The organism is Pseudomonas sp. S1(2024) (genome assembly GCF_046557535.1).
In genome coordinates this window covers 23,040-43,179 of record NZ_JBKGFP010000041.1, presented here as the reverse complement: position 1 = coordinate 43,179, position 20,140 = coordinate 23,040, and the positions used below count along the sequence as shown (strand labels likewise).

The following is a 20,140-nucleotide window of genomic DNA, read 5'->3' as shown; positions in this document are numbered from 1 at the left end:
CAATAACAGCAAAGAAGGATGTTGCTCATGAAGAAGCTGCTCGGCTTGGCGGCGGCTGCCGTCTTCACCCTGGGGCACTCACTGTCGGCGCAGGCTGCCGACGTTTCGTTTTCGGTGGGGCAGACCGGTGACTCGACCATGGTCTACCGGTTGGGGCTGCAATCGAATTGGGAAGCGAGTTGGTGGCAGACCAGCGTCGGGCGCCTGACGGGGTATTGGGATGGGGCCTACACCTATTGGGATGGTGACGAGACCGCGAGCAACCATAGCCTGTCGTTCGCGCCGGTGTTCGTCTACGAGTTTGCCGGGGAGTCGGTGAAGCCTTATATAGAGGCTGGGATTGGCGTGGCGGCATTCTCCAGCACCGAGCTGGAAGACAACGAGCTGGGCTCGGCATTCCAGTTCGAGGACCGCATCGGCTTTGGATTGCGCTTTGCCGGTGGGCATGAGATTGGCGTGCGGGCGATTCACTATTCCAACGCGGGCATCAAGCAGCCCAACGATGGGGTGGAGAGCTATAGCCTGCATTACCGCATGGCGCTCTGAGCTCTCCTGTGCCGGCCTCTTCGCGGGTGAACCCGCTCCCACAGGGGGGCTCACATAGCTTGAGATCTATGAGGTACCTGGGGGAGCAACTGTCTTGCTCCATTACTCAGGCTACCTCATCACCTTGTAGGAGCAGCCTTGTGCTGCGAAGAAGCCATTGCTGCAGAAGAACATCTGCTGCCCTACTGCCCTCTTCGCAGCACAAGGCTGCTCCTACAGGTTATGCGCATGACTTCAAGCCGATGCGGTCGAGGTGGGAGCCGGCTTGCCGGCGATAGGGCCGGAACGGTCACCACATCGATTACTTGAGTGGCAAAGGCCACAGGCTAGTCAGATCCAAAGCCTCCAGCACAAGCTCGGGCTCCCTCTGCGGCCACCGCCGCAGCAGCTCTTCCGCCGCATTCTGCGGCGTCCACGCCTCCGGTAGCGCCTGCGCCGGTGTCACGGGTGTCTTCAGCGACTGCGGCCCCACCACGGTCAGCTCAACCCCCTGCGCCTTCAACGCCTGACGCTGCTCGCGCATCCATTGCGGCATGTTGTTCCAGCCCGCAGGCACCTGCGTCGGTGCATGCAACTGCAGCGCTGAATAACGGTTGAACACCGCCATCACCTGCGGCGAGTCACCCTTCGCCAACAACGGCAGCGCACTGGCCAGGCAATGCTCGCCGGCCAACTGGTTGTCCGTGACGATCGCCTCGAACAACTCGCTGTCAGCCACATCGTCCGCCAGGTAATCGCTGGTACCGGCGTTGATGATCAAGCCATCCAGCGCGCACCAGGCATGGCAGATCTGCTGGCTGGCCTGGGCCGCCTGATGTTCTTCGTGCAACTGCCACGGCAAGCGCAACAGCTGGCTGCCATAGCGTGCACCCAAGGCATCCAGTGCCTCGCCATGCTTCGCGCTTGCAGCTACCCGGTGTCCTTGCCCGAGCAGCCCCTCCACTAAAGCCAGGCCAAGTCCATTGCCTGCTCCCGTCACCCAGATACTGCGTGCGTTGTTCAAGATGCTGCCCTCTGATCCTGCCGGCGCGGGAGGTTCTTGAATGCCTCCAGTGCGCGCTGACGACTGCTGTCGAGATCGACAATTGGACTGTGGTAGGAATATCTAGCAAAAAGATCGGCCGACTTCACGGGGAAATGAATGGCTTTTTCATCCACTCCCTGCAATTCCGGCAGCCAGTGCCGAATGAAACGCCCTTGCGGGTCGAATCGCTGCGACTGTGAAACCGGGTTGAAGATGCGGAAATAGGGCACTGCGTCGGTGCCAGTGGACGCGCTCCACTGCCAACCGCCGTTGTTGGCGGCCAGGTCGCCGTCTATCAAGTGGCGCATGAAATGCCGCTCGCCCTTGCGCCAGTCGATCAGCAGGTTCTTGCTGAGGAACATGGCCACGATCATGCGCAGGCGGTTGTGCATCCACCCGGTGTGCAGCAGTTGGCGCATGGCGGCGTCGATGATCGGGAAGCCGGTTCGGCCCTGTTCCCATGCTTCGAGGTCGGCCGGTGCATCGCGCCAGGGCAGGGCTTCGGTCTGGGCGCGGAAGGCGCGGTGACGCGAGACCTGTGGATAACCGGTCAGGATGTGTTTGTAGAATTCGCGCCAGAGCAGCTCGTTGATCCAGGTTTGCACGCCGCTGCTGCCGCTGTCGAACTCGCCGCGGTTGCTGGCCAGGGCACCGTGCAGGCACTGGCGTGGCGAGATCACGCCGGCGGCCAGATAGGCGGAGAGCTGGCTGGTACCGGGCTTGGCAGGCAAGTCACGCAGCTGTTGGTAATCGTCGATGGTTTCATCGAGAAAACGGGTCAGCCGCGCCTGCGCTTCGGCTTCGCCGGCCGGCCAGTGGTCGCGCAGTGCCTGCGCGGGTTTTTCGAAGCCGTCCACGTGCTGTGGGATCGGGTCGCTGCTGACATGCAGTGGTGCCTGGCGTTTTATCTGGCGGGCCAGGGCAGGGAGGCTGCGGTGCAGGTGCTCCAGGCAGCTCTTCTTGAACTGGCTGAACACCTGGAAGTAGTCGCCGCTGCGGGTAAGGATGGTGCCAGGGCGGAACAACAGCTGGTCGAGGTGGCTGTGGGCCTGGATGGACGACTTTTCCAGCAGCGCGCGGGTGGCGTCGTCGCGACGTTGCTCGTTGATGCCGTACTCCTCGTTCCAGTGCACGCTTTGCACCTGATGTTGGCGGCAGACGTCGAGTACGGCCTGTGGCGCCTGGTCCCAGGTGTCGATCCTGCGGATCAGCAGGGGGATGTTCAAGCGCTCCAGCGACTGGCGCAGGTCGCGCAGGTTGCGCAGCCAGAAGTCGACTTTGCAGGCGGCGTCGTCGTGGGCCAGCCATTGCCCGGGGCTGACCAGCCACAGTGCGAGGGTCGGGCCGCGTTCGCTGGCGGCGGCTAGCGCGGTGTTGTCATCGATGCGCAGGTCGCTGCGCAGCCAGGTCAGGTGCATGGTGCGGTCATCTCTCCAGGCTGGCGGTCATGGGCTTGCAGCAAACGCAATGCCGCCTGCGGGGTATCGAACAGGGCAAGATTGGGCAGCCCCAGGGCGCGCAGCCGGGTTTCATGCAGCGCCAGCGTCGGCCCGCCAGCCAGGGTTGGCACGGGCAGGTTGGACAGGGTACGGTGCAACGCCTTGTCATCGATGCGTGGCCCCAGGTGCAGGAGCACGGCGCGTGGCTTGAGCATGGTGGCTGCGCGTTGCAGGTGCGCGCTAGCAATGGTGTGCTCCAGCACTTCAACCGGCAGGCCGTTGCTGGTGAACAGCCAGGCGCACAACCACAAACCGGGGCTGAAAGTTTGTTCGCTGTCTTCGGCCAGCAAGATGGCAGGCCCTTGCAGCAACTGGTTGTCGTGGTAGACCCTGGCGCCCAGCTTGCTGCGCAACCAGCTGTGGAAAAACACCTGTTCCAGCCGTGCGTTGAAGTAATTGCGCCAGCGCAGGTCGAGGAGGTCGAGCAGCGGCAACAGCAATTGCTCGCACAGGGTGACGGCCGGGTACAGGGCCATCGCCTGGTTGAGCTGCTGGTCGAGGGCGCGCTGCGACAGCGTGGCGATGGCCTCGATCAGTTGGAACTGCCGGGCTTGCCAGTCGCCTTTCGGCGGCGTGCTGGCCGGTTTGTCGAGCAGCTCGCGTACCTGGCCGACGGAGGCGCCGCGCTGCAGCCAGGCAAGGATCGCTTCTACTCGTTCGACCTGCTCCAGCGGATACAGGCGATGGCCCTTGGCGGTACGCTGGGGCTTGAGCAGGCCGTAGCGGCGCTCCCAGGCTCGCAGGGTGACGGGATTGACGCCCGTGCGGCGAGCCAGTTCGCCGATGGGCAACAGGATCTCAGACGGCATTGCGCAGGCCCAGGCTCTCGGGGTGCGGCTGAAGGTAGGCCTGCTGCTGCAGATACGGATCGGGATGCTTGCGCAAATGGTGCTTGAGCAGGGTCAGCGGCACTACCAGCGGCACCACGCCTTGCTGGTATTGGCCGATGATGGCCTGCAGCTCGGCTTTGTCCTGCCGTGTGAGGATGTCCTTGAAGTAGCCGCTCAGATGCTGCAGCACGTTGCAATGAGTGCCGCGGCTGGCACAGCGGCGCAGAGCCTGCATCAGCTGGCTGAAGTAGCGCGGGCCGATGCTTTGCGGGTCATCGTCCTTGCTCATGCTGCCGAGCAGGCGCCCGAGGCTGCGGTAGGCCTGCGGGTTGTTGGCCATCAACAGGTACTTGTAGCGTGAGTGGAATCTCACCAGAGCGCCACGGCTCAGGCCTTCGGCCAGCAGGCGTTGCCAGTCGGCGTACGCGTACACGCGGCTGATGAAGTTCTCGCGCAGTATGGGGTCGTGCAGGCGGCCTTCTTCTTCCACCGGCAGGTCCGGCCGCCGTGCGCAGAACGCCTGCGCATACACTCCCCGCCCACCGTGGAAGGCAGGGTGGCCATTGTCCTGGTATACCTTGACCCGCTCCAGGCCACAGGAAGGCGATTTCTGCATGAAGATGTAGCCGCAGATATCATCGAGTTCCGCCGCCATTTGCTCGCCATAGCTGCGCAGCGGCCCGGTCAGGTCCATGCCGGGGTTGCGGGTGCCTACCACTTCCGGCTGCTTGGGGTCGCCGACCAGGCGGATCGGGTCGCGCGGCACGCCCAGGCCGATGGCCACCTCCGGGCACACCGGCAACCAGTCGAAATGTTCCTCGAGTTGCATACGGCATAGGTCGGAGGCCTTGTGGCCGCCGTTATAGCGCACGCTGTGCCCGGTCAGGCAGGCGCTGATGGCGATACGCGGCTTGCTGTGGGCGGATGAGTCGTGCATGGGCTGCCTCCAAAAACCTGTACGAGACAAAATAGTTGTACAGGTTCATTCCAGCACAGCCCGGAAGTTATGCAAACAGTTTTTTTTGTATAACCCTACATCACTCGAGATGTTCGAGCAGCCGACGCGCCGCTTCCTGGCCACTGAGCCAGGCGCCCTCGACACGGCCGGACAGGCACCAGTCGCCGCAGGCGTATAGGCCCTGGTCAGCATCGGCCAGTGCGCCCCATTCATGGTTGCTGCTCGGGCGGGCATAAAGCCAGCGGTGGGCCAAGGCAAAAGTAGGTGCTGGCACCACGCAGCCGACCAGTTCGGCGAATTCGCCCCACAGCTGTTCGATCACTTCCTCCTTGGGCAGGTCGATGTGTTGCCGGCTCCAGTCCGAGGTGGCGTGCAGTACCCAGGTGTCGAGTTGCTCGTCACGCCCGGGCTTGCTGCGGTTGCGCGCCAGCCAGTCGAGCGGGTTGTCCTGCACGAAGCAGCCTTGCATCGGGGTGTCCAGCGGTGTCTGGAAAGCCAGGGCGACGGCCCAGGTGGGCTCCATCTGCACACCGGCGGCCACGGCAGCGAGCTTCGGGGTAGCGGCCAGCAGCGGCGTGGCCTGTGGCGCCGGCACGGCGATCACCACGCGGCTGTAGGGGCCGTGGCTGCAGCCTTCGGTGTCCTGCAGGTGCCAGTACTGCTTGCCGCGGAACACTTCGGCGATGCGGCAGCCGAAGTTGACCGTCACGTCCTTGAGCAGGCCGCGGGTGATTGCACTCATGCGCGGCACGCCCACCCAGCGCGTCTGCTCGTCGGGGGAGGGGCTGAGTTCACCATCGCGGTAGTTGTACAGCTGTGGCTTCCATTGCGCGGCCCAACCGGCGGCAACCCATTGCTGTACCTGCTCGACGAAGCGGCGGTCACGGGCCGTGAAGTATTGGGCGCCGAGGTCCAGCGCGCCAGCTTCGCTGCGCTTGCTGGCCATGCGCCCGCCACTGCCGTGGCCCTTGTCGAACAAATGCACGGATTGCCCGGCCTTCTGCAAGGCCTGGGCGGCTGACAGACCGGCGATACCGGCCCCGATGATGGCGATAGGTACTGTCATGATGGCCTCTTCAAACCTTGCTGTAAGCAGACTACGCTGTCAGGCAAACCTGTACAATGCTCAAATGTTGTATAAGGTTATTCCGTGTTGGCAGGCAGGTTGGCCTATGTTTATCCGAGAGCGTCGGGTCAAAAAAGTGCCTTGATGTTAAAAATAGACCACCGCCGCATTCTGCGAGGACACAGCCATGCATATATTGCTGACAGGCGGCACCGGGTTGATTGGCAAGCACCTGTGCCAGTACTGGCTCGGCCAGGGTCATCGCCTGACGGTGTGGAGTCGGCGGCCTGAACAGGTGCCGAAAATTTGTGGGACCGGCGTGCGTGGCATCGCCCGCCTGGAGCAACTGGAGGCGGACGATCAGCTGGACGCGGTGATCAACCTGGCCGGCGCCCCGATTGCCGACCGGCCCTGGACGGCGACCCGGCGCAACCTGCTGTGGGCCAGCCGCGTCACCCTCACCGAGCAGTTGCTGGCCTGGTTGGGCAGCCGCGAACAGCGCCCGGAAGTGTTGATTTCCGGCTCGGCGGTGGGCTGGTATGGAGACGGTGGCGAACGCGAGCTGACCGAGGCTTCACCGCCGGTGCGCGAAGATTTCGCCAGCCAGCTGTGCATCGCCTGGGAAGAGACGGCGCTGCGTTCCCAGGCCCAGGGCATTCGCGTGGTGCTGGTGCGTACCGGGTTGGTTCTGGCCAGTGATGGCGGCTTTTTGTCGCGCCTGCGCCTGCCCTTCAAACTGGGGCTGGGCGGGCCTTTGGGCGACGGGCGGCAGTGGATGCCTTGGGTCCATATAGACGACCAGGTCGCCCTGATTGATTTTCTCTTGCAGCACAAGGATGCCAGCGGTCCTTATAATGCCTGCGCCCCGGAGCCGGTGCGCAACCGCGAGTTCGCCAGGCGCCTGGGCCGCACCTTGCACCGGCCGGCGCTGCTGCCAGTTCCGGCACTGCTGCTCAAGGCGGGGCTGGGTGAGCTGTCGACCCTGCTACTCGGCGGCCAGCGCGCCCGCCCGGCACGCTTGCTGGCGGCAGGCTTCACCTTCCGCTTCAACGATTTGCAATCGGCTCTGGACAACCTGTCCAGCCGCCTCTGACATAGGACGCTGCATGACCGATCACGCCCTGCTGCTGGTCAACCTGGGTTCCCCGGCCTCCACCTCGGTGGCCGATGTGCGCCGCTACCTCAACCAGTTCCTCATGGACCCGTATGTGATCGACCTGCCCTGGCCGGTACGGCGCCTGCTGGTGTCGCTGATCCTGATCAAGCGCCCGGAGCAGTCGGCGCACGCCTATGGCTCGATCTGGTGGGAAGAGGGCTCGCCGCTGGTAGTGCTGACCCGTCGCCTGCAGGCGGCAATGGTCGAGCACTGGCCCCATGGCCCGGTGGAGATTGCCATGCGCTATGGCCAGCCGGCCTTGCCCGAGGTGCTGGAGCGCCTGGTGGCCCAGGGTGTGCGCAAGGTGACCCTGGCGCCGCTGTATCCACAGTTCGCTGACAGCACGGTGACCACTGTGGTGGAACTGGCCAGGCAGACGGTCAGTGAACGCCAGTTGCCGTTGCAACTTCGCGTGCTGCAGCCATTCTACGAGCACCCGGACTACATCGAGGCATTGGTCGCCAGCGCCCGGCCTTACCTGGAGCAGGATTACGATCACCTGTTGCTGAGCTTCCATGGCTTGCCGGAGCGCCATTTGAAGAAGCTGGACCCTACCGGCAAGCATGACTTCCAGGCGGCCGATTGCTGCAAGGATGCCAGTGCCGACATGCGCGCGGTGTGCTACCGCGGGCAGTGCCTGGCAACGGCCAGTGCCTTTGCGCAGAAGATGGGCATACCCGATGGCAAATGGTCGGTGTCGTTCCAGTCACGACTGGGGCGGGCCAAGTGGATCGAACCCTATACCGAGGCGCGGCTGGACGAGCTGGCCAAGGCTGGGGTGAAGAAGCTGCTGGTAATGTGCCCGGCGTTCGTGGCCGATTGCATCGAGACCCTGGAAGAGATCGGCATGCGCGGGAGCGAGCAGTTTGTCGAGGCCGGCGGGCAGGAGCTGGTGCTGGTGCCTTGCCTGAATGATCACCCGGAGTGGGTGAAGGCGCTGGCGGGGATGTGCGAAAAGGCCTGACTTTCAGGGTGTCTGTACCGGCCTCTTCGCGGGCTTGCCCGCTCCTACAGGTTCTGCACGATGGCAGAGAGCAGTGAAGTACCTGTGGGAGCGGGCAAGCCCGCGAAGAGGCCAGGTCAGGCTAAAGCCGAATCAAGGCAACTGATCATCCAGCTTCTTGTGCTTCCAGCCATCATTGCCCGGCAAGATCAGGTTCAGGGCGATAGCCACGATGGCGCACAGGGCGATGCCCTTCAGGCCCCAGTCATCCGGGCCATCACCACTGCCGATCAGTACGCCGCCGATACCGAACACCAGTGTCACCGACACGATCACCAGGTTGCGCGCTTCAGCCAGGTCGATCTTGTGGCGGATCATGGTGTTCATGCCCACCGCCGCGATCGAGCCGAACAGCAGGCACAGGATGCCACCCATCACCGGTACCGGGATGCTTTGCAGCAATGCGCCGAACTTGCCGATGAAGGCGAGGGTGATAGCGAAAATCGCCGCCCAGGTCATGATCTTCGGGTTGTAGTTCTTGGTCAGCATCACCGCGCCGGTGACTTCGGCATAGGTGGTGTTGGGCGGGCCGCCGAACAGGCCGGCTGCGGTGGTGGCCAGGCCGTCGCCCAGCAGGGTGCGGTGCAGGCCGGGCTTCTTCAGGTAGTCGCGGCCGGTCACGCTACCGACCGCGATGACCCCGCCGATGTGCTCGATCGCCGGTGCCAGGGCAACCGGGACGATGAACAGGATGGCCTGCCAGTTGAATGCTGGCGCGGTGAAGTTGGGCAGCTCCAGCCACGGCGCGGCGGCGATCTTGGCAGTGTCGACCACGCCAAAGGCGAACGACAGGGCAAAGCCTACGAACACGCCGGCAATGATCGGCACCAGACGGAAGATGCCCTTGCCGAACACGGCAACGATCAGCGTTGTCAGCAGGGCCGGCATCGAGATCATCATGGCGGTCTTGTACGGCAGCAGCACGCTGCCGTCACCGGCCTTGCCCATCGCCATGTTGGCGGCGATCGGCGCCATGGCCAGGCCGATGGAGATGATCACCGGGCCGATCACCACCGGCGGCAGCATGCGGTCGATGAAGCCAGTGCCTTTGATTTTTACCATCAGGCCCATGAAGGTGTACACGAAACCTGCGGCCATCACGCCGCCCATGGTCTCGGCCAGGCCGAACTGGCCCTTGGCGAGGATGATCGGGGTGATGAAAGCAAAGCTCGAGGCCAGGAACACGGGGACCTGGCGGCCGGTGACCAGCTGGAACAGCAGGGTGCCGATGCCGGCAGTGAACAGCGCTACGTTCGGATCGAGGCCGGTGATCAGTGGCATCAGCACCAGCGCGCCAAATGCCACGAAGAGCATCTGCGCGCCCGAAACGACCTGGCGCCAGAGCGGGTCGTTGAAGCCGTCCTGCATGGTCAGGCGTCCTTTTGCTTGGTGCCGAAGATCTTGTCACCGGCATCGCCCAGGCCCGGCACGATGTAGCCGTGTTCGTTCAGGCGCTGGTCGATCGAGGCGGTGTAGATCTGCACGTCCGGGTGGGCTTTTTCCACCACTTCGATGCCTTCTGGCGCAGCGACCAAAACCATGGCGCGGATCTCTTTGCAGCCGGCCTTTTTCAGCAGGTCGATGGTGGCGACCATCGAACCGCCGGTGGCCAGCATCGGGTCGATGATCAGGGCCAGGCGCTGGTTGATGTCCGGCGCGAGCTTTTCCAGGTAGGTGTGGGCTTCGAGGGTTTCCTCGTTGCGGGCAACGCCGACGGCGCTGACCTTGGCGCCCGGGATCAGGCTGAGCACGCCGTCGAGCATGCCGATGCCGGCTCGCAGGATCGGTACCACGGTAATCTTCTTGCCGGCGATTTTTTCAACTTGCACCTTGCCGCACCAGCCGTCGATCTCGTAGGTTTCGAGCGGCAGGTCCTGGGTGGCTTCGTAGGTCAGGAGCGCTCCGACTTCCTGGGCAAGTTCGCGAAAATTCTTGGTGCTGATATCGGCACGGCGCATCAGGCCGAGCTTGTGGCGGATCAGCGGATGGCGGATCTCACGAGTGGGCATAGGGGGCTCCGAAAGGCGGGCAAAAAAACCGCGCTAGATTAATCTATTCAGCCTGTGCTGTCGTCTGGTCATTCTGGACGTTAGTCCATAAATGCTTGATCTGTGACGAGCGGATGCGTACCTTTGCCCGCTTTTCCAAAATGCACCCCCGGAGAGCGCCATGTCCGCCGATCTCGAGCATATCCGTCAAGTCATGCGTGAAGCTGACTGCCTGTACACCGAAGCCGAAGTCGAAGCGGCCATCGCCAAAGTCGGCGAGCAGATCTGCAAGGACCTGCACGACAAGAACCCGGTGGTTTTCTGCGTGATGAACGGCGGCCTGATCTTCTCGGGCAAACTGCTGACCCACCTGCAGTTCCCACTGGAAGCCAGCTACCTGCACGCTACCCGCTACCGCAACCAGACCAGCGGAGGCGAGCTGTTCTGGAAGGCCAAGCCCGAAGTATCGTTCATCGACCGTGACGTACTGATCGTCGATGACATCCTCGACGAAGGGCACACCCTCAGCGCCATCATCGAGTTCTGCAAGCACGCCGGTGCGCGCTCGGTGCACACCGCGGTACTGATCGACAAGGAACATGACCGCAAGGCCAGCCCGGAACTCAAGGCCAACTACGTGGGCTTGCCCTGCGTCGACCGCTATATCTTCGGTTACGGCATGGACTACAAAGGCTACTGGCGCAACGCCAACGGCATCTTCGCCGTAAAGGGGCTGTGATCATGCGCCAGCCTGCGTTCATCGACCAATCGCTGTTCGCCGGGCTGGCCGCAAAGGCTGCAGCCAACCCGCGCGGGCGGCAACATCACAATTTCCATGAGATGGAAGAGCCTTGCCACCGCATGGCAGTCGGGCTGCAACCGAGCACCTATATCCCGCCGCATCGGCACCTGAGCGATGACAAAGCCGAAACGCTGGTCGTGCTCAAGGGTTGCCTGGGCCTGCTGCTTTTCAACGAGCAGGGGGCGGTGACCGACAAGCGAGTGCTGCAGGCGGGCGGCGATTGCCTGGGTGTGGACCTGGCGCCTGGTATTTACCATGGGCTTGTGGTGCTGGAGCCGGACAGCATCCTGTTCGAGTGCAAGGCCGGACCGTATCGGCCGGTGGGTGAAGGCGAACATGCGCACTGGGCGCCGCGCGAAGGAGAAGAGGGCGTGGACGAGTACCAGGCCTGGATGCGCGCGCAGTTCGATTGATCTCGGGCCGGCGCACTCAACTGTAGGAGCGGCCTTGTGTCGCGATCGGGCTGCGCAGCAGCCCCTCGATTGAAGCTTCGCCACCAACATGGCCGGGGCCGCTTTGCGGCCCATCGCGACACAAGGCCGCTCCTACAAGAGCCTGTGCAGGCCGTGCTAGAGTGCTCCTTCATTCAAGGAGCCTCACATGCGTGCGTTTCTTCCCCTCCTGCTGGCGGTCAGCCTGCCACTCGCCGCCGCACCGCTGCACAGCCAGTTCCTGCCACCTGACGACCAGTCCCTGCGCCAGGAAGCGCCGACCGGCCAGCAATTGCTGCAAGTGACCGACTACTCGGTGGTAGTGGGTACCCAACGCCAATCCGACCAGCAGCCGATCCCGATCACCTCGTCGTTGCAGGTGCGCCTCAAGGGCAAGCCGCTGAGCAAGGGCGCAACCATCGCCCAGGTACTGCTGACCTTTGACGGTGAAGCGGCCAAGAGCCTGAAGAAACCCGTATACGATGAGAAAACCCGCACCCTGAGCCTGAATTATCCGCTCAGCGACTACCGCGTGATCATGGACCTGCTGCGCAACGAGACGCTGTATGTGCAGTTCCTCACCTACGGCAACGGCCACGTCTGGGCCGACCTGCACACCGGTACCGTACGTACGCGTTGAGGCGCCCGGCCTGCGGGGGGTACACTGCCGGCCTTCGAAATTTCGTGATGGTCCAGTTGGAGTCGGCAATGCGTAAAGACAAGAAACAGGTAATCGGTGACGAGATCAGCGACGACTACATCAAGTCGTTCCTCCAGTTCGAGCCGGCTGATGGCGTGACCTCGCCGTCGCTGCACAAGCTGGTCAAGGCCTACCGCGGCCTGCGCATCGACGATTTCGAGCGTTTTGTCGGCTTCTTCGTCGAGGCTGGGCTGGACCTGGATGGCAAAGACGAGCACGGCCAGACCTTTGTCGAGCAGATTGCCGACCAGCGCAATGCATCGGATTACATCGAGATCATCGCCAAGGCCCGTGGCTGATTTGTAAACGTCCTCTGTCCCTTTCGGGGACACGCCCCCTCCCACAGGGATGGTGCAGAGCCTGAGGGCGACGCCGAAACCTGTGGGAGCGGGCATGCCCGCGAAGAGGCCGGCACAGGTCAATGAGTAACCAGGAACGAAAAAACGCCCCGAGGGGCGTTTTTTCGTGACCGGCCGAATCAGGCGTAATGCTTGGCCGCCGGGCTGCTTTCCACCAGGTCCAGCGCCACGTCGTTGTCGGCACTGATCTTGTGGTACAGGGCAGCATCGGTCGCCAGGGTCTTCTCGCGAGCCGGGAAGATTTCCTTGAGCTTGGCAGCCCAGGCACCTTTGGCCTGCTCGGGGAAGCAGCGCTCGATCAGTTCCAGCATGATCGAAACGGTCACCGAAGCACCCGGCGATGCGCCGAGCAGTGCAGCCAGGCTGCCGTCCTGGGCCGAGACCAGCTCGGTACCGAACTGCAGCACGCCGCCTTTCTTCGGATCTTTCTTGATGATCTGCACGCGCTGACCGGCTACTTCCAGGCGCCAGTCTTCGGCCTTCGCCTGCGGGTAGAAGCGACGCAGGGCTTCCAGGCGCTGCTCCATCGACTGCATCACTTCGCTGACCAGGTACTTGGTCAGGTCCATGTTGTCACGGGCCACGGCCAGCATCGGGCCGATGTTGCCCATGCGTACCGACAGCGGCAGGTCCATCAGCGAACCGTGCTTGAGGAACTTGGTGGTGAAGCCGGCATATGGACCGAACAGCAGCGATTTCTTGCCATCGACCACGCGGGTATCCAGGTGCGGTACCGACATCGGCGGGGCGCCGACCGCAGCCTGGCTGTAGACCTTGGCCTGGTGCTGCTTGACGATTTCCGGGTTGTCGCAACGCAGCCACTGGCCGCTGACCGGGAAGCCGCCGAAGCCTTTGCTTTCCGGAATGCCCGACAGCTGCAGCAGCGGCAGGGCCGCGCCACCGGCGCCGAGGAAGACGAAGCGGGCGTCCACTTCACGGCTACCGCCGCTGTTGACGTCCTTGATGCTCACGGTCCAGCCCTTGCCGTTACGGCGCAGGCCAACGACCTTCTTGCTGTACTTGACCTGGGCGTCCTGCGAGTCGCCCAGCAGCTTCAGCAGCTTGTTGGTGAGGGCGCCGAAGTTGACGTCGGTGCCCTTGAGCACGCGGGTGGCGGCGATGTGCTGGTCGGCTGGGCGGCCTGGCATCATCAGCGGCATCCAGTCCTTCATCACGGCCTTGTCTTCGGTGTATTCCATGTCCGCAAAGGCATGATGCTGCTTGAGCAGCTCATAGCGCTTCTTGAGGAAGGAAACACCCTTGTCACCCTCGACGTAGCTCAGGTGCGGGACAGGGTTGATGAAGGCACGTGCCGAGCCGAAGTTGCCCTTCTTGCTCAGGTAGGCCCAGAACTGGCGCGAAACCTCGAACTGGGTGTTGATGTGCACGGCCTTCTTGATGTCGATGCTGCCATCGGCGGCCTGGGGCGTGTAGTTAAGCTCGCACAGGCCGGCGTGGCCGGTGCCTGCGTTGTTCCAGGGGTTGGAGCTTTCCGCGGCTCCGGAGTCCATCGCCTCCACGACCTCAAGCTTCAGGGTCGGGTCGAGCTCCTTGAGCAGTACGGCCAGGGTGGCACTCATGATGCCTGCGCCTACCAGTACCACATCAACCGATTCGTTCTGCGCCATTTAACGCGTCTCCACAATCTACAGCTACCTAATTGACAGCATAGGACCTGGGTTCGCCAGGGTCGCCATGTCCGACTTTTCGCAGTTCTTGCAACTTCCGCGGACACCGCCAATCAGTCTTCGGGTTCGCGTATTGAACGCGGTTTGCCACGGGTGCGGCAATTCGACTTATGGTCAAGGTGTCGTGCGTGCGTTATGGAACGGCTCAGACACTCATACGGGATGAGCGCATTTGCCGCCTGTTCAGGGCTGTTCGGGACACATCTGCCGCTTTTGCACATGCCAGACTGTTCATTTGCTCGCCACACTCTTGTGAAGTTGTGAAAACCGTTTTTTCACGCTCTTTTGGAGACGTGAACCTCAAAAGGGGACTGCGCGATGGCAACCCGCAGGTTCATGCAGTGTGAAGGGCCGGAAAAGCAGGCACGACAGCCGATGCAAGACCTGAGTGGAAGGCTCTCTGTGGGCGAAGCATTGAAGTTGCCGGGGTCAATCGGCGAGTGCGGGGCCCGATCAGGAGACGTCCTTATAATCGGGGGGAGATTATAGCGATGTCGCGGGCAGAAATGTCGCCATTCGTGGTTTTTATTGCAGCGTTTGTCAGGCCGCGAGGATGCGCTGGTGCCAGCGGCGGCTTGCGCGGGCGCAAACCCGGGCACTGGCGGGCAGCTCGCGGCCCAGCCAGGCGAGCCGGATTTCGCCGATCTGGACCCAGCCGCTGCCGCTGGGCGCCTGGCTGCATTGCTTGAAGGCCAGGCATTTGCCGTCGGTATCGAGGCGGGCATAGGTGTTGTGGCGCGGGCGTTGGAAGAGCAGGGTCCAGAGCGAGGCCATGGCAGCGAGTCCTGTGCGTTAGGGCTTGGCGCAAGGATAAGGGCGCGGCGATGAAACGATTGTGACAAGCGGGCCGGACCGATGACTGGTCGATGCGTGGCTAGGTATACTGTGGGCCTTCGCCGCTTTTTCTGGAGTAACGCGCATGTTGCAACGTCTGTTGTTCGGTTTGATCGCCGTGGCCAGCCTCAGCCTGGTCGGTTGTGCCCACAGCCCGCAACAACTCAATCCGCAACCCACGCTCAAGGCCCAGCTCGCCCCGGTCGGCCATGGCCAGCCGGTAGTGGTCCGGGTTGTTGACGGCCGGGCCTCGCAGTCCCTGGGCACTCGCGGTGGCATGTATCCCGAGACCAGCACCATCAGCGTGAGTGGCAACGACATCGTGCCCAAGCTGCAGGCCCAGGCCGAAGCCGCCGTGCGCCTGCTCGGCTTCACCCCGACGCCGAACGCCTACAACGCACCGCAGTTGACCGTGACCCTGGCCGAGCTGAAGTACCAGTCGCCGAAAGACAACCTGTACGTGACCGAGGCTACCATCGGCGCCACCTTCCGTGCCGACGTGTCCAATGGCGGCCGCCGTTACAGTGGCCGTTACGGCGCTTCGCTGGACCAGCGTTTCGGCATGGCGCCGAACCAGGAAACCAACACCCAGCTGGTGGGCGATGTGCTGAGCGATGCCCTGACCCGCATGTTCAAGGACCCGACCATCGGTCAGGTGCTGGGGCAGTAAGCCTTCAGCTATAAAACAAAACCCGCTGCCTGTGTTCCAGGCAGCGGGTTTTTTGTTGTCTGTGCCCGCGAAGAGGCCGGCAAATCTTCATGCCATGCCAGATGAAATTTGATGACACTTTGTCGCCTGGGCCGGGCGTCTGGGCATGACTTGGGTAGAATGCCGGCCTTTGCCGTCGCTCATACCGAGGTTGCGTGATGTCCTTGCAAGTGCTCTGGGGGTTCCTGGCCGCCCACCCGACCAAGCTGATCAATCTGCTGGCGCTGCTGCTGACCTGCCCGGGCGGGTTGCTACTGCACAGTGCGAGGCGGCGCGAGGCCGAGACCCGCGAATACATGGCGGTGGACGAGGGGGTGGTGGACGCGTTCGACCTTCGGGTGCCGCGGTACTTCTACATTCTCGGTTTTTCGTGCCTGGCGATGGCGTTGCTGCTGTCCTGGTTCAGTACCTGGGTCTGAGATTCCGGGGCCGCTTTGCGGCCCATCGCCGGCAAGCCAGCTCCCACAGGATTACACAAGCCTGAGGGAAATGCGGTCTCTGTGGGAGCTGGCTTGCCGGCGATGGGCTGCAAAGCAGCCCCGGCATTCGCTCAGGCAACCGGTGCCTGCTGCCTGACCTGGTACTGGTTGCGCACCGGCGTCGCATACTGCAGCACAAGGTACGGCCGCTGCTCCTCAGGGCAGGCATCCAGGCGGCGTTGCCATTCCTCCTTGGCCCGGGCCAGCTCATCGGCCGGGAACACCTTCTCGGCGCTCGGCACCTGTAGCGCCTCATCCTTGCCATCCCACATTGCATAGGCCAGGTAGTGCACCGGGAACAGTCGGTAGCCACCGAGGATCTGCCGGTCGATTTCCGCTGCCAGCTGCTTGGTATCCTCGTGATATTCGGTCACCGGCGGGGCGAAGTTGATGTGCACCCGGCCTTTGTAGCCGGTAATGCCCTTGGCGATGCTGTTGTCGTCCTCGCCCGGCGCCTTCTTGTAGGTGCCGGTGGTGGCGCGGATGTACAACTCGCGGGCCTTGGCCTGGTCGCACGGGTCATATTCGTAGCTGATCGAAACCGGTGTCAGGTTCAGGCTCTGGATCACCGCGCCGAACGGCTCGTCCTTGCGGCTCATGTGGAACATCTTGAGGATCGCCGAATCGGTGCGGTCGTCACCGTCCTTGGCCCGGCCTTCTGCCTGGGCGATCCAGATCGACGTGGCGTCGTTGCGGATCGAGTGGTTGATGTAGGCTGAGAGCAACTGGTAGGCCGCCAGCTTCTCGCGGCGCCCACTGATCGAGCGGTGCACGATGAAGCTCTTGTTCAGGCGCATCATGTCGCTGACAAACGGCTTTTGCAGCAGGTTGTCGCCAATGGCGATACGCGGCGTGGGCAGCCCGGCGTGGTACACCGCGTAGTTGACGAAGGCCGGGTCCATGACGATGTCACGGTGGTTGGCCAGGAACAGGTAGGCGGTGCCGGCCTTGAGCTGCTCCACGCCCGAATAGGTGACGCCGTCGGTGGCGCGGTCGATGGTCTGGTCGACGTAGTACTCGACTTTGTCCTGCAAGGTCGAGACACAGGTGACACCGGCGAATTCCTTGCGCAGGCGGCGGGCGATCAGCGGTTTGAGCAACCAGCCGAGAGCACCGGCCGCACGCGGGAAGCGGAAGTGGGTGAGGATATCGAGGAATGCCGGGTCGCTGAGCAGGCGTGCCAGAACGGCAGGGACCTCAGCGTCGTCGTACGGTCGGATGGCATCGAATTCGCCCATCATGCTCTCTTGTTGGAAACGGCTAGGGTAATAAGGTAGGGGCGGGCTCCGAAAAACGGCTCGGACACACACAGGCCCTGTAAACAGACCGGCAATTATACGCATAAGTCACCCCGGAGGCCGCGATGCTGCAAACTGCGATCTACGATTGCCCTTATTGTGGCGAAGAAGTCGAAACCACGGTGGACCTGTCCGGTGGCGATCAGGAGTACATCGAGGACTGTCAGGTATGCTGCAAGCCTATCCGCTTCGTGCTGCAAGTTCATGGCGAGGAGTGGATGCTGGATGTATTCGGTGAGAATGACTGATGCAGCGTATCTACGAACCGGAAAACCTGCTCGAGGCTGAAATGTTGGCAGGCATGCTCGCCAGCGAGGGGATCGATGCGCACCTGGTTGGTCGTGACCTGATCGGTGCTGCCGGTGAACTGCCGATGCAGGGCTTGCTTGGGCTTGCCGTGGCTGATGAACAGGCCGAGTACGCACGGCAGCTGATCGATGCGTACAATGATGCCCAGCCACTGGTTGGCGACGAACCGGAGAGTTTCCCCGGTACCTTGATCTGCTAGGTTCTGAATTCGCCCATGTGTGGACGTTACGCCCTGTTTCGCTGGCCCCAGGCTCTTGCCAGTCTGCCGGGCTTTCCCGTTGGCCAGCCAGCCCAATGGAACATCTCGCCCGGGGCTTCGGTGCTGATCCAGCGCCAGCTCGACGGCCAGTTGCAACTGGCCAAGGCGCGCTGGGGGTTGACCCCGGCCTGGCTCACCGACCTGTCCCGCACCCCCGCCCATGCCCGCGCCGAAACCCTGGCCGAGCAGCCGATGTTTCGCGACGCGTTTCGCCTGCGCCGCTGCCTGATGCCGGCCAACGGCTTTTACGAATGGCGCGGTAGCGTGCGCAAGCGCCCGTACTGGCTGACCCCGGGGGAGGGCGCATCGCTGTACTTCGCCGCCGTGTGGGAGGCCTACCCTGTGCAGGACCAGGTTTGGCTGAGTTGTGCGGTGGTGACCCAGGCGGCGATGAACCAGCGTCGGCCGCTGATACTGGACGAGACAGGGCAGGCCGCCTGGCTTGACCCGGACACGCCGCTGGCCCGCCTGCATGAATTGCTGGCCAGCCCGCCGGCGACGTTGCGCGAACGGGCCCTGGCGCATTTCGTCAATGATCCGAAGCTGGATGCGCCGGAGTGCCTGACTCCGGCCTGATGTATGGCTGTGCCGGCCTCTTCGCGGCCGAAGCCGCTCCTACAACGATCGCATTATCCCTGTAGGAGCGGGTTCACCCGCGAAGGGGCCGGCACAGGCGACGAAAATCTTCCCTGCGGCTATGGCGGCCCCAAGCGACTCGGCCTACGATACGGCGCATGTAAAAAGGGAGTGTTTTCATGCGTAAGTCTTTTGTCGTCAGCCTGTTGAGTGCTGGCATCCTGCTGGCCGGCTGCCAGGCGGTTAATACCACCAGCGGCGGTGCTGTCGGCGTCGAGCGCCAGCAGTACATGTTCAGCATGCTCTCGACCGATGAGGTCAACCAGATGTACGCCCAGTCGTACCAGCAGACCCTGGGTGAAGCATCGAACAAAGGCGTGCTCGACAAGTCCAGCGCAGATGCCAAGCGTGTGCAGGTAATTGCCAACCGCCTGATCGCCCAGACCCCCAAGTTCCGACCGGATGCCGCGCAATGGAACTGGGAAGTGAACGTGATCAAGAGCGACGAGCTCAACGCCAACTGCGGCCCGGGCGGCAAGATCATCGTCTACACCGGCCTGATCGATCAGCTCAAGCTCACCGATGCGGAAATTGCTGCGGTGGTGGGCCACGAGATCGCCCACGCTTTGCGTGAGCACAGCCGCGAGGCGATGTCGAAGGCGTATGGCGTGGAAATGGCGCGCCAGGGCGCCGGTGCCCTCTTTGGCCTCGGCCAGGGCAGCATGGCCATGGCCGATACCGTGGTGAACTATGCCATGACCCTGCCCAACAGCCGGGCCAACGAGAACGAAGCCGACCTGATCGGCCTGGAGCTCTCGGCGCGTGCCGGTTACGACCCGAATGCCGCGATCACCTTGTGGAACAAGATGAGCCAGGCTTCCGAAGGCGCACCGCCTGAGTTCATGAGCACTCACCCGGCGTCCCAGAGCCGCATTGCTTCGTTGCAGGCGGCCATTCCGAAGGTGATGCCGCTGTATCAGGCGGCCAAGAAGTAAGACCGTAAGGGGCCGCAGAGCGGCCCCCGTCAGCAGTCAACCCACCCAGCCACTGGCTTTCATCGCCGAGTACACGGCCACGATCGCCAGCACGAAGAACGCCGTGGCCGCCAGGCGACGGATTAGCGTCAGCGGCAGTTTGTCCGCTGCGAAGTTACCCGCCAGTACCACTGGCACGTTGGCAATCAGCATGCCCAGGGTAGTACCGATAATGACCATGATCAGGTACGGATACTGTGCTGCCAGCATTACCGTGGCGACCTGGGTCTTGTCACCGATTTCAGCCAGGAAGAACGCGATCAGCGTGGTCAGGAACGGCCCGAAGCGGCGCGCCGGGTTCTCGTCGTCATCCATCTTGTCCGGAACCAGGGTCCATAGGGCAGTGGCGGTGAAGCTCGCGGCCAGGATCCAGTGCAGTGCCGAGTCGCTGAAGAAGCTGCCTACCCACGCGCCCACGGCACCAGCCGCGGCATGGTTGGCCAAGGTGGCGGCGATGATGCCGGCGATGATCGGCCAGGGCTTGCGGAAGCGGGCAGCGAGTATGAGCGCGAGCAATTGCGTCTTGTCGCCGATTTCGGCGAGGGCAACGATGGCGGTGGGGACCAGCAAAGATTCCAGCATCAGGATTCCT

24 protein-coding genes are annotated in these 20,140 nt (G+C 63.0%); 13 read left to right on the top strand and 11 right to left on the bottom strand.

Translation table 11 applies throughout. The features are described 5' to 3' along the window. Positions 1 to 27: 27 nt before the first annotated feature. Positions 28 to 546: an acyloxyacyl hydrolase gene (locus ACLCGK_RS11545; protein WP_039613794.1), complete on the top strand. Its 519-nt coding sequence runs from the start codon at positions 28 to 30 to the stop codon at positions 544 to 546. Positions 547 to 847: 301 nt separating this feature from the next. Here the strand turns inward: ACLCGK_RS11545 and ACLCGK_RS11540 are convergent, their stop codons facing one another. The 5 genes from ACLCGK_RS11540 to ACLCGK_RS11520 form a co-directional block, all read right to left on the bottom strand. Then, entirely contained in the window at positions 848 to 1,549 is a 702-nt protein-coding gene (locus ACLCGK_RS11540; RefSeq protein ID WP_410952032.1) for an SDR family oxidoreductase, read from the bottom strand. Beyond that, positions 1,546 to 2,988: a deoxyribodipyrimidine photo-lyase gene (gene phrB / locus ACLCGK_RS11535; protein WP_410952031.1), complete on the bottom strand. Its 1,443-nt coding sequence runs from the start codon at positions 2,986 to 2,988 to the stop codon at positions 1,546 to 1,548. Before phrB ends, ACLCGK_RS11540 begins: the two co-directional genes overlap by 4 nt. Then, positions 2,979 to 3,878, bottom strand: a complete 900-nt coding sequence (locus ACLCGK_RS11530; protein WP_410952030.1) for a MerR family transcriptional regulator — start codon at positions 3,876 to 3,878, stop codon at positions 2,979 to 2,981. Before ACLCGK_RS11530 ends, phrB begins: the two co-directional genes overlap by 10 nt. After that, positions 3,868 to 4,836 (bottom strand): YbgA family protein, encoded by a 969-nt coding sequence (locus ACLCGK_RS11525; RefSeq protein WP_410952029.1) that lies wholly within the window; start codon positions 4,834 to 4,836, stop codon positions 3,868 to 3,870. Before ACLCGK_RS11525 ends, ACLCGK_RS11530 begins: the two co-directional genes overlap by 11 nt. Before the next feature lie 100 nt (positions 4,837 to 4,936). Next, a complete protein-coding gene (locus ACLCGK_RS11520; protein WP_013970918.1) occupies positions 4,937 to 5,923 on the bottom strand; it encodes an NAD(P)/FAD-dependent oxidoreductase in 987 nt (328 codons plus the stop codon). Between the two features lie 187 nt (positions 5,924 to 6,110). Here ACLCGK_RS11520 and ACLCGK_RS11515 point away from each other — a divergent pair, with 187 nt between their 5' ends. Then, positions 6,111 to 7,016 carry a TIGR01777 family oxidoreductase gene (locus ACLCGK_RS11515; protein ID WP_015268951.1) on the top strand — a complete coding sequence of 302 codons (906 nt, stop codon included), beginning with the start codon at positions 6,111 to 6,113 and terminating at the stop codon, positions 7,014 to 7,016. A 13-nt stretch (positions 7,017 to 7,029) separates the two neighbouring features. After that, positions 7,030 to 8,043: a ferrochelatase gene (hemH, locus tag ACLCGK_RS11510; RefSeq protein ID WP_410952028.1), complete on the top strand. Its 1,014-nt coding sequence runs from the start codon at positions 7,030 to 7,032 to the stop codon at positions 8,041 to 8,043. Between the two features lie 132 nt (positions 8,044 to 8,175). Here hemH and ACLCGK_RS11505 read toward each other — a convergent pair whose 3' ends face one another. Next, positions 8,176 to 9,450 carry a uracil-xanthine permease family protein gene (locus ACLCGK_RS11505; protein ID WP_013970921.1) on the bottom strand — a complete coding sequence of 425 codons (1,275 nt, stop codon included), beginning with the start codon at positions 9,448 to 9,450 and terminating at the stop codon, positions 8,176 to 8,178. A 2-nt stretch (positions 9,451 to 9,452) separates the two neighbouring features. Beyond that, positions 9,453 to 10,091, bottom strand: a complete 639-nt coding sequence (gene upp / locus ACLCGK_RS11500) for a uracil phosphoribosyltransferase (RefSeq protein WP_011532223.1) — start codon at positions 10,089 to 10,091, stop codon at positions 9,453 to 9,455. Between the two features lie 160 nt (positions 10,092 to 10,251). Between upp and ACLCGK_RS11495 the strand changes: the two genes are divergently transcribed. The 4 genes from ACLCGK_RS11495 to ACLCGK_RS11480 all read left to right on the top strand — a co-directional run bounded on the left by ACLCGK_RS11495 (position 10,252) and on the right by ACLCGK_RS11480 (position 12,302). Beyond that, complete coding sequence (locus ACLCGK_RS11495) at positions 10,252 to 10,809, top strand: hypoxanthine-guanine phosphoribosyltransferase (protein ID WP_013970923.1); 558 nt, start codon at positions 10,252 to 10,254, stop codon at positions 10,807 to 10,809. A gap of 2 nt (positions 10,810 to 10,811) precedes the next feature. Then, positions 10,812 to 11,285, top strand: a complete 474-nt coding sequence (locus ACLCGK_RS11490) for a WbuC family cupin fold metalloprotein (RefSeq protein ID WP_015268953.1) — start codon at positions 10,812 to 10,814, stop codon at positions 11,283 to 11,285. A gap of 187 nt (positions 11,286 to 11,472) precedes the next feature. Next, complete coding sequence (locus ACLCGK_RS11485) at positions 11,473 to 11,943, top strand: hypothetical protein (protein WP_013970925.1); 471 nt, start codon at positions 11,473 to 11,475, stop codon at positions 11,941 to 11,943. Between the two features lie 68 nt (positions 11,944 to 12,011). Beyond that, a complete protein-coding gene (locus tag ACLCGK_RS11480) occupies positions 12,012 to 12,302 on the top strand; it encodes a PA4642 family protein (protein WP_410952027.1) in 291 nt (96 codons plus the stop codon). A gap of 179 nt (positions 12,303 to 12,481) precedes the next feature. Here ACLCGK_RS11480 and mqo read toward each other — a convergent pair whose 3' ends face one another. After that, positions 12,482 to 13,990 (bottom strand): malate dehydrogenase (quinone), encoded by a 1,509-nt coding sequence (gene mqo / locus ACLCGK_RS11475; protein ID WP_013970927.1) that lies wholly within the window; start codon positions 13,988 to 13,990, stop codon positions 12,482 to 12,484. Between the two features lie 600 nt (positions 13,991 to 14,590). Next, positions 14,591 to 14,824, bottom strand: a complete 234-nt coding sequence (locus tag ACLCGK_RS11470) for a hypothetical protein (protein ID WP_410952026.1) — start codon at positions 14,822 to 14,824, stop codon at positions 14,591 to 14,593. Between the two features lie 145 nt (positions 14,825 to 14,969). Here ACLCGK_RS11470 and ACLCGK_RS11465 point away from each other — a divergent pair, with 145 nt between their 5' ends. Beyond that, a complete protein-coding gene (locus ACLCGK_RS11465; RefSeq protein ID WP_013970929.1) occupies positions 14,970 to 15,554 on the top strand; it encodes a YajG family lipoprotein in 585 nt (194 codons plus the stop codon). 197 nt (positions 15,555 to 15,751) lie between these two features. Beyond that, positions 15,752 to 16,012 (top strand): hypothetical protein, encoded by a 261-nt coding sequence (locus ACLCGK_RS11460; RefSeq protein ID WP_012270506.1) that lies wholly within the window; start codon positions 15,752 to 15,754, stop codon positions 16,010 to 16,012. A gap of 131 nt (positions 16,013 to 16,143) precedes the next feature. Here ACLCGK_RS11460 and ACLCGK_RS11455 read toward each other — a convergent pair whose 3' ends face one another. Beyond that, positions 16,144 to 17,310 carry a 1-acyl-sn-glycerol-3-phosphate acyltransferase gene (locus ACLCGK_RS11455; protein WP_024086266.1) on the bottom strand — a complete coding sequence of 389 codons (1,167 nt, stop codon included), beginning with the start codon at positions 17,308 to 17,310 and terminating at the stop codon, positions 16,144 to 16,146. A 125-nt stretch (positions 17,311 to 17,435) separates the two neighbouring features. On the opposite strand from ACLCGK_RS11455, the gene ACLCGK_RS11450 reads away from it, so the two are divergent. From ACLCGK_RS11450 to ACLCGK_RS11435, 4 genes are all read left to right on the top strand, one after another. Beyond that, on the top strand, positions 17,436 to 17,618 hold the full coding sequence (locus ACLCGK_RS11450) for a CPXCG motif-containing cysteine-rich protein (protein ID WP_003260667.1): 183 nt from the start codon (positions 17,436 to 17,438) through the stop codon (positions 17,616 to 17,618). Beyond that, complete coding sequence (locus tag ACLCGK_RS11445) at positions 17,618 to 17,878, top strand: putative signal transducing protein (protein WP_003260668.1); 261 nt, start codon at positions 17,618 to 17,620, stop codon at positions 17,876 to 17,878. The genes ACLCGK_RS11450 and ACLCGK_RS11445 overlap by 1 nt, the downstream gene beginning before the upstream one ends. A 15-nt stretch (positions 17,879 to 17,893) precedes the next feature. After that, positions 17,894 to 18,514 (top strand): SOS response-associated peptidase, encoded by a 621-nt coding sequence (locus ACLCGK_RS11440; protein WP_410952025.1) that lies wholly within the window; start codon positions 17,894 to 17,896, stop codon positions 18,512 to 18,514. 179 nt (positions 18,515 to 18,693) lie between these two features. Continuing rightward, positions 18,694 to 19,509, top strand: coding sequence for a M48 family metallopeptidase (locus ACLCGK_RS11435; RefSeq protein WP_013970933.1), 816 nt, complete (start codon positions 18,694 to 18,696; stop codon positions 19,507 to 19,509). Between the two features lie 36 nt (positions 19,510 to 19,545). On the opposite strand, the gene ACLCGK_RS11430 is transcribed toward ACLCGK_RS11435, so the two are convergent. Then, positions 19,546 to 20,130, bottom strand: a complete 585-nt coding sequence (locus tag ACLCGK_RS11430) for a TMEM165/GDT1 family protein (RefSeq protein ID WP_013970934.1) — start codon at positions 20,128 to 20,130, stop codon at positions 19,546 to 19,548. Positions 20,131 to 20,140 lie beyond the last annotated feature (10 nt).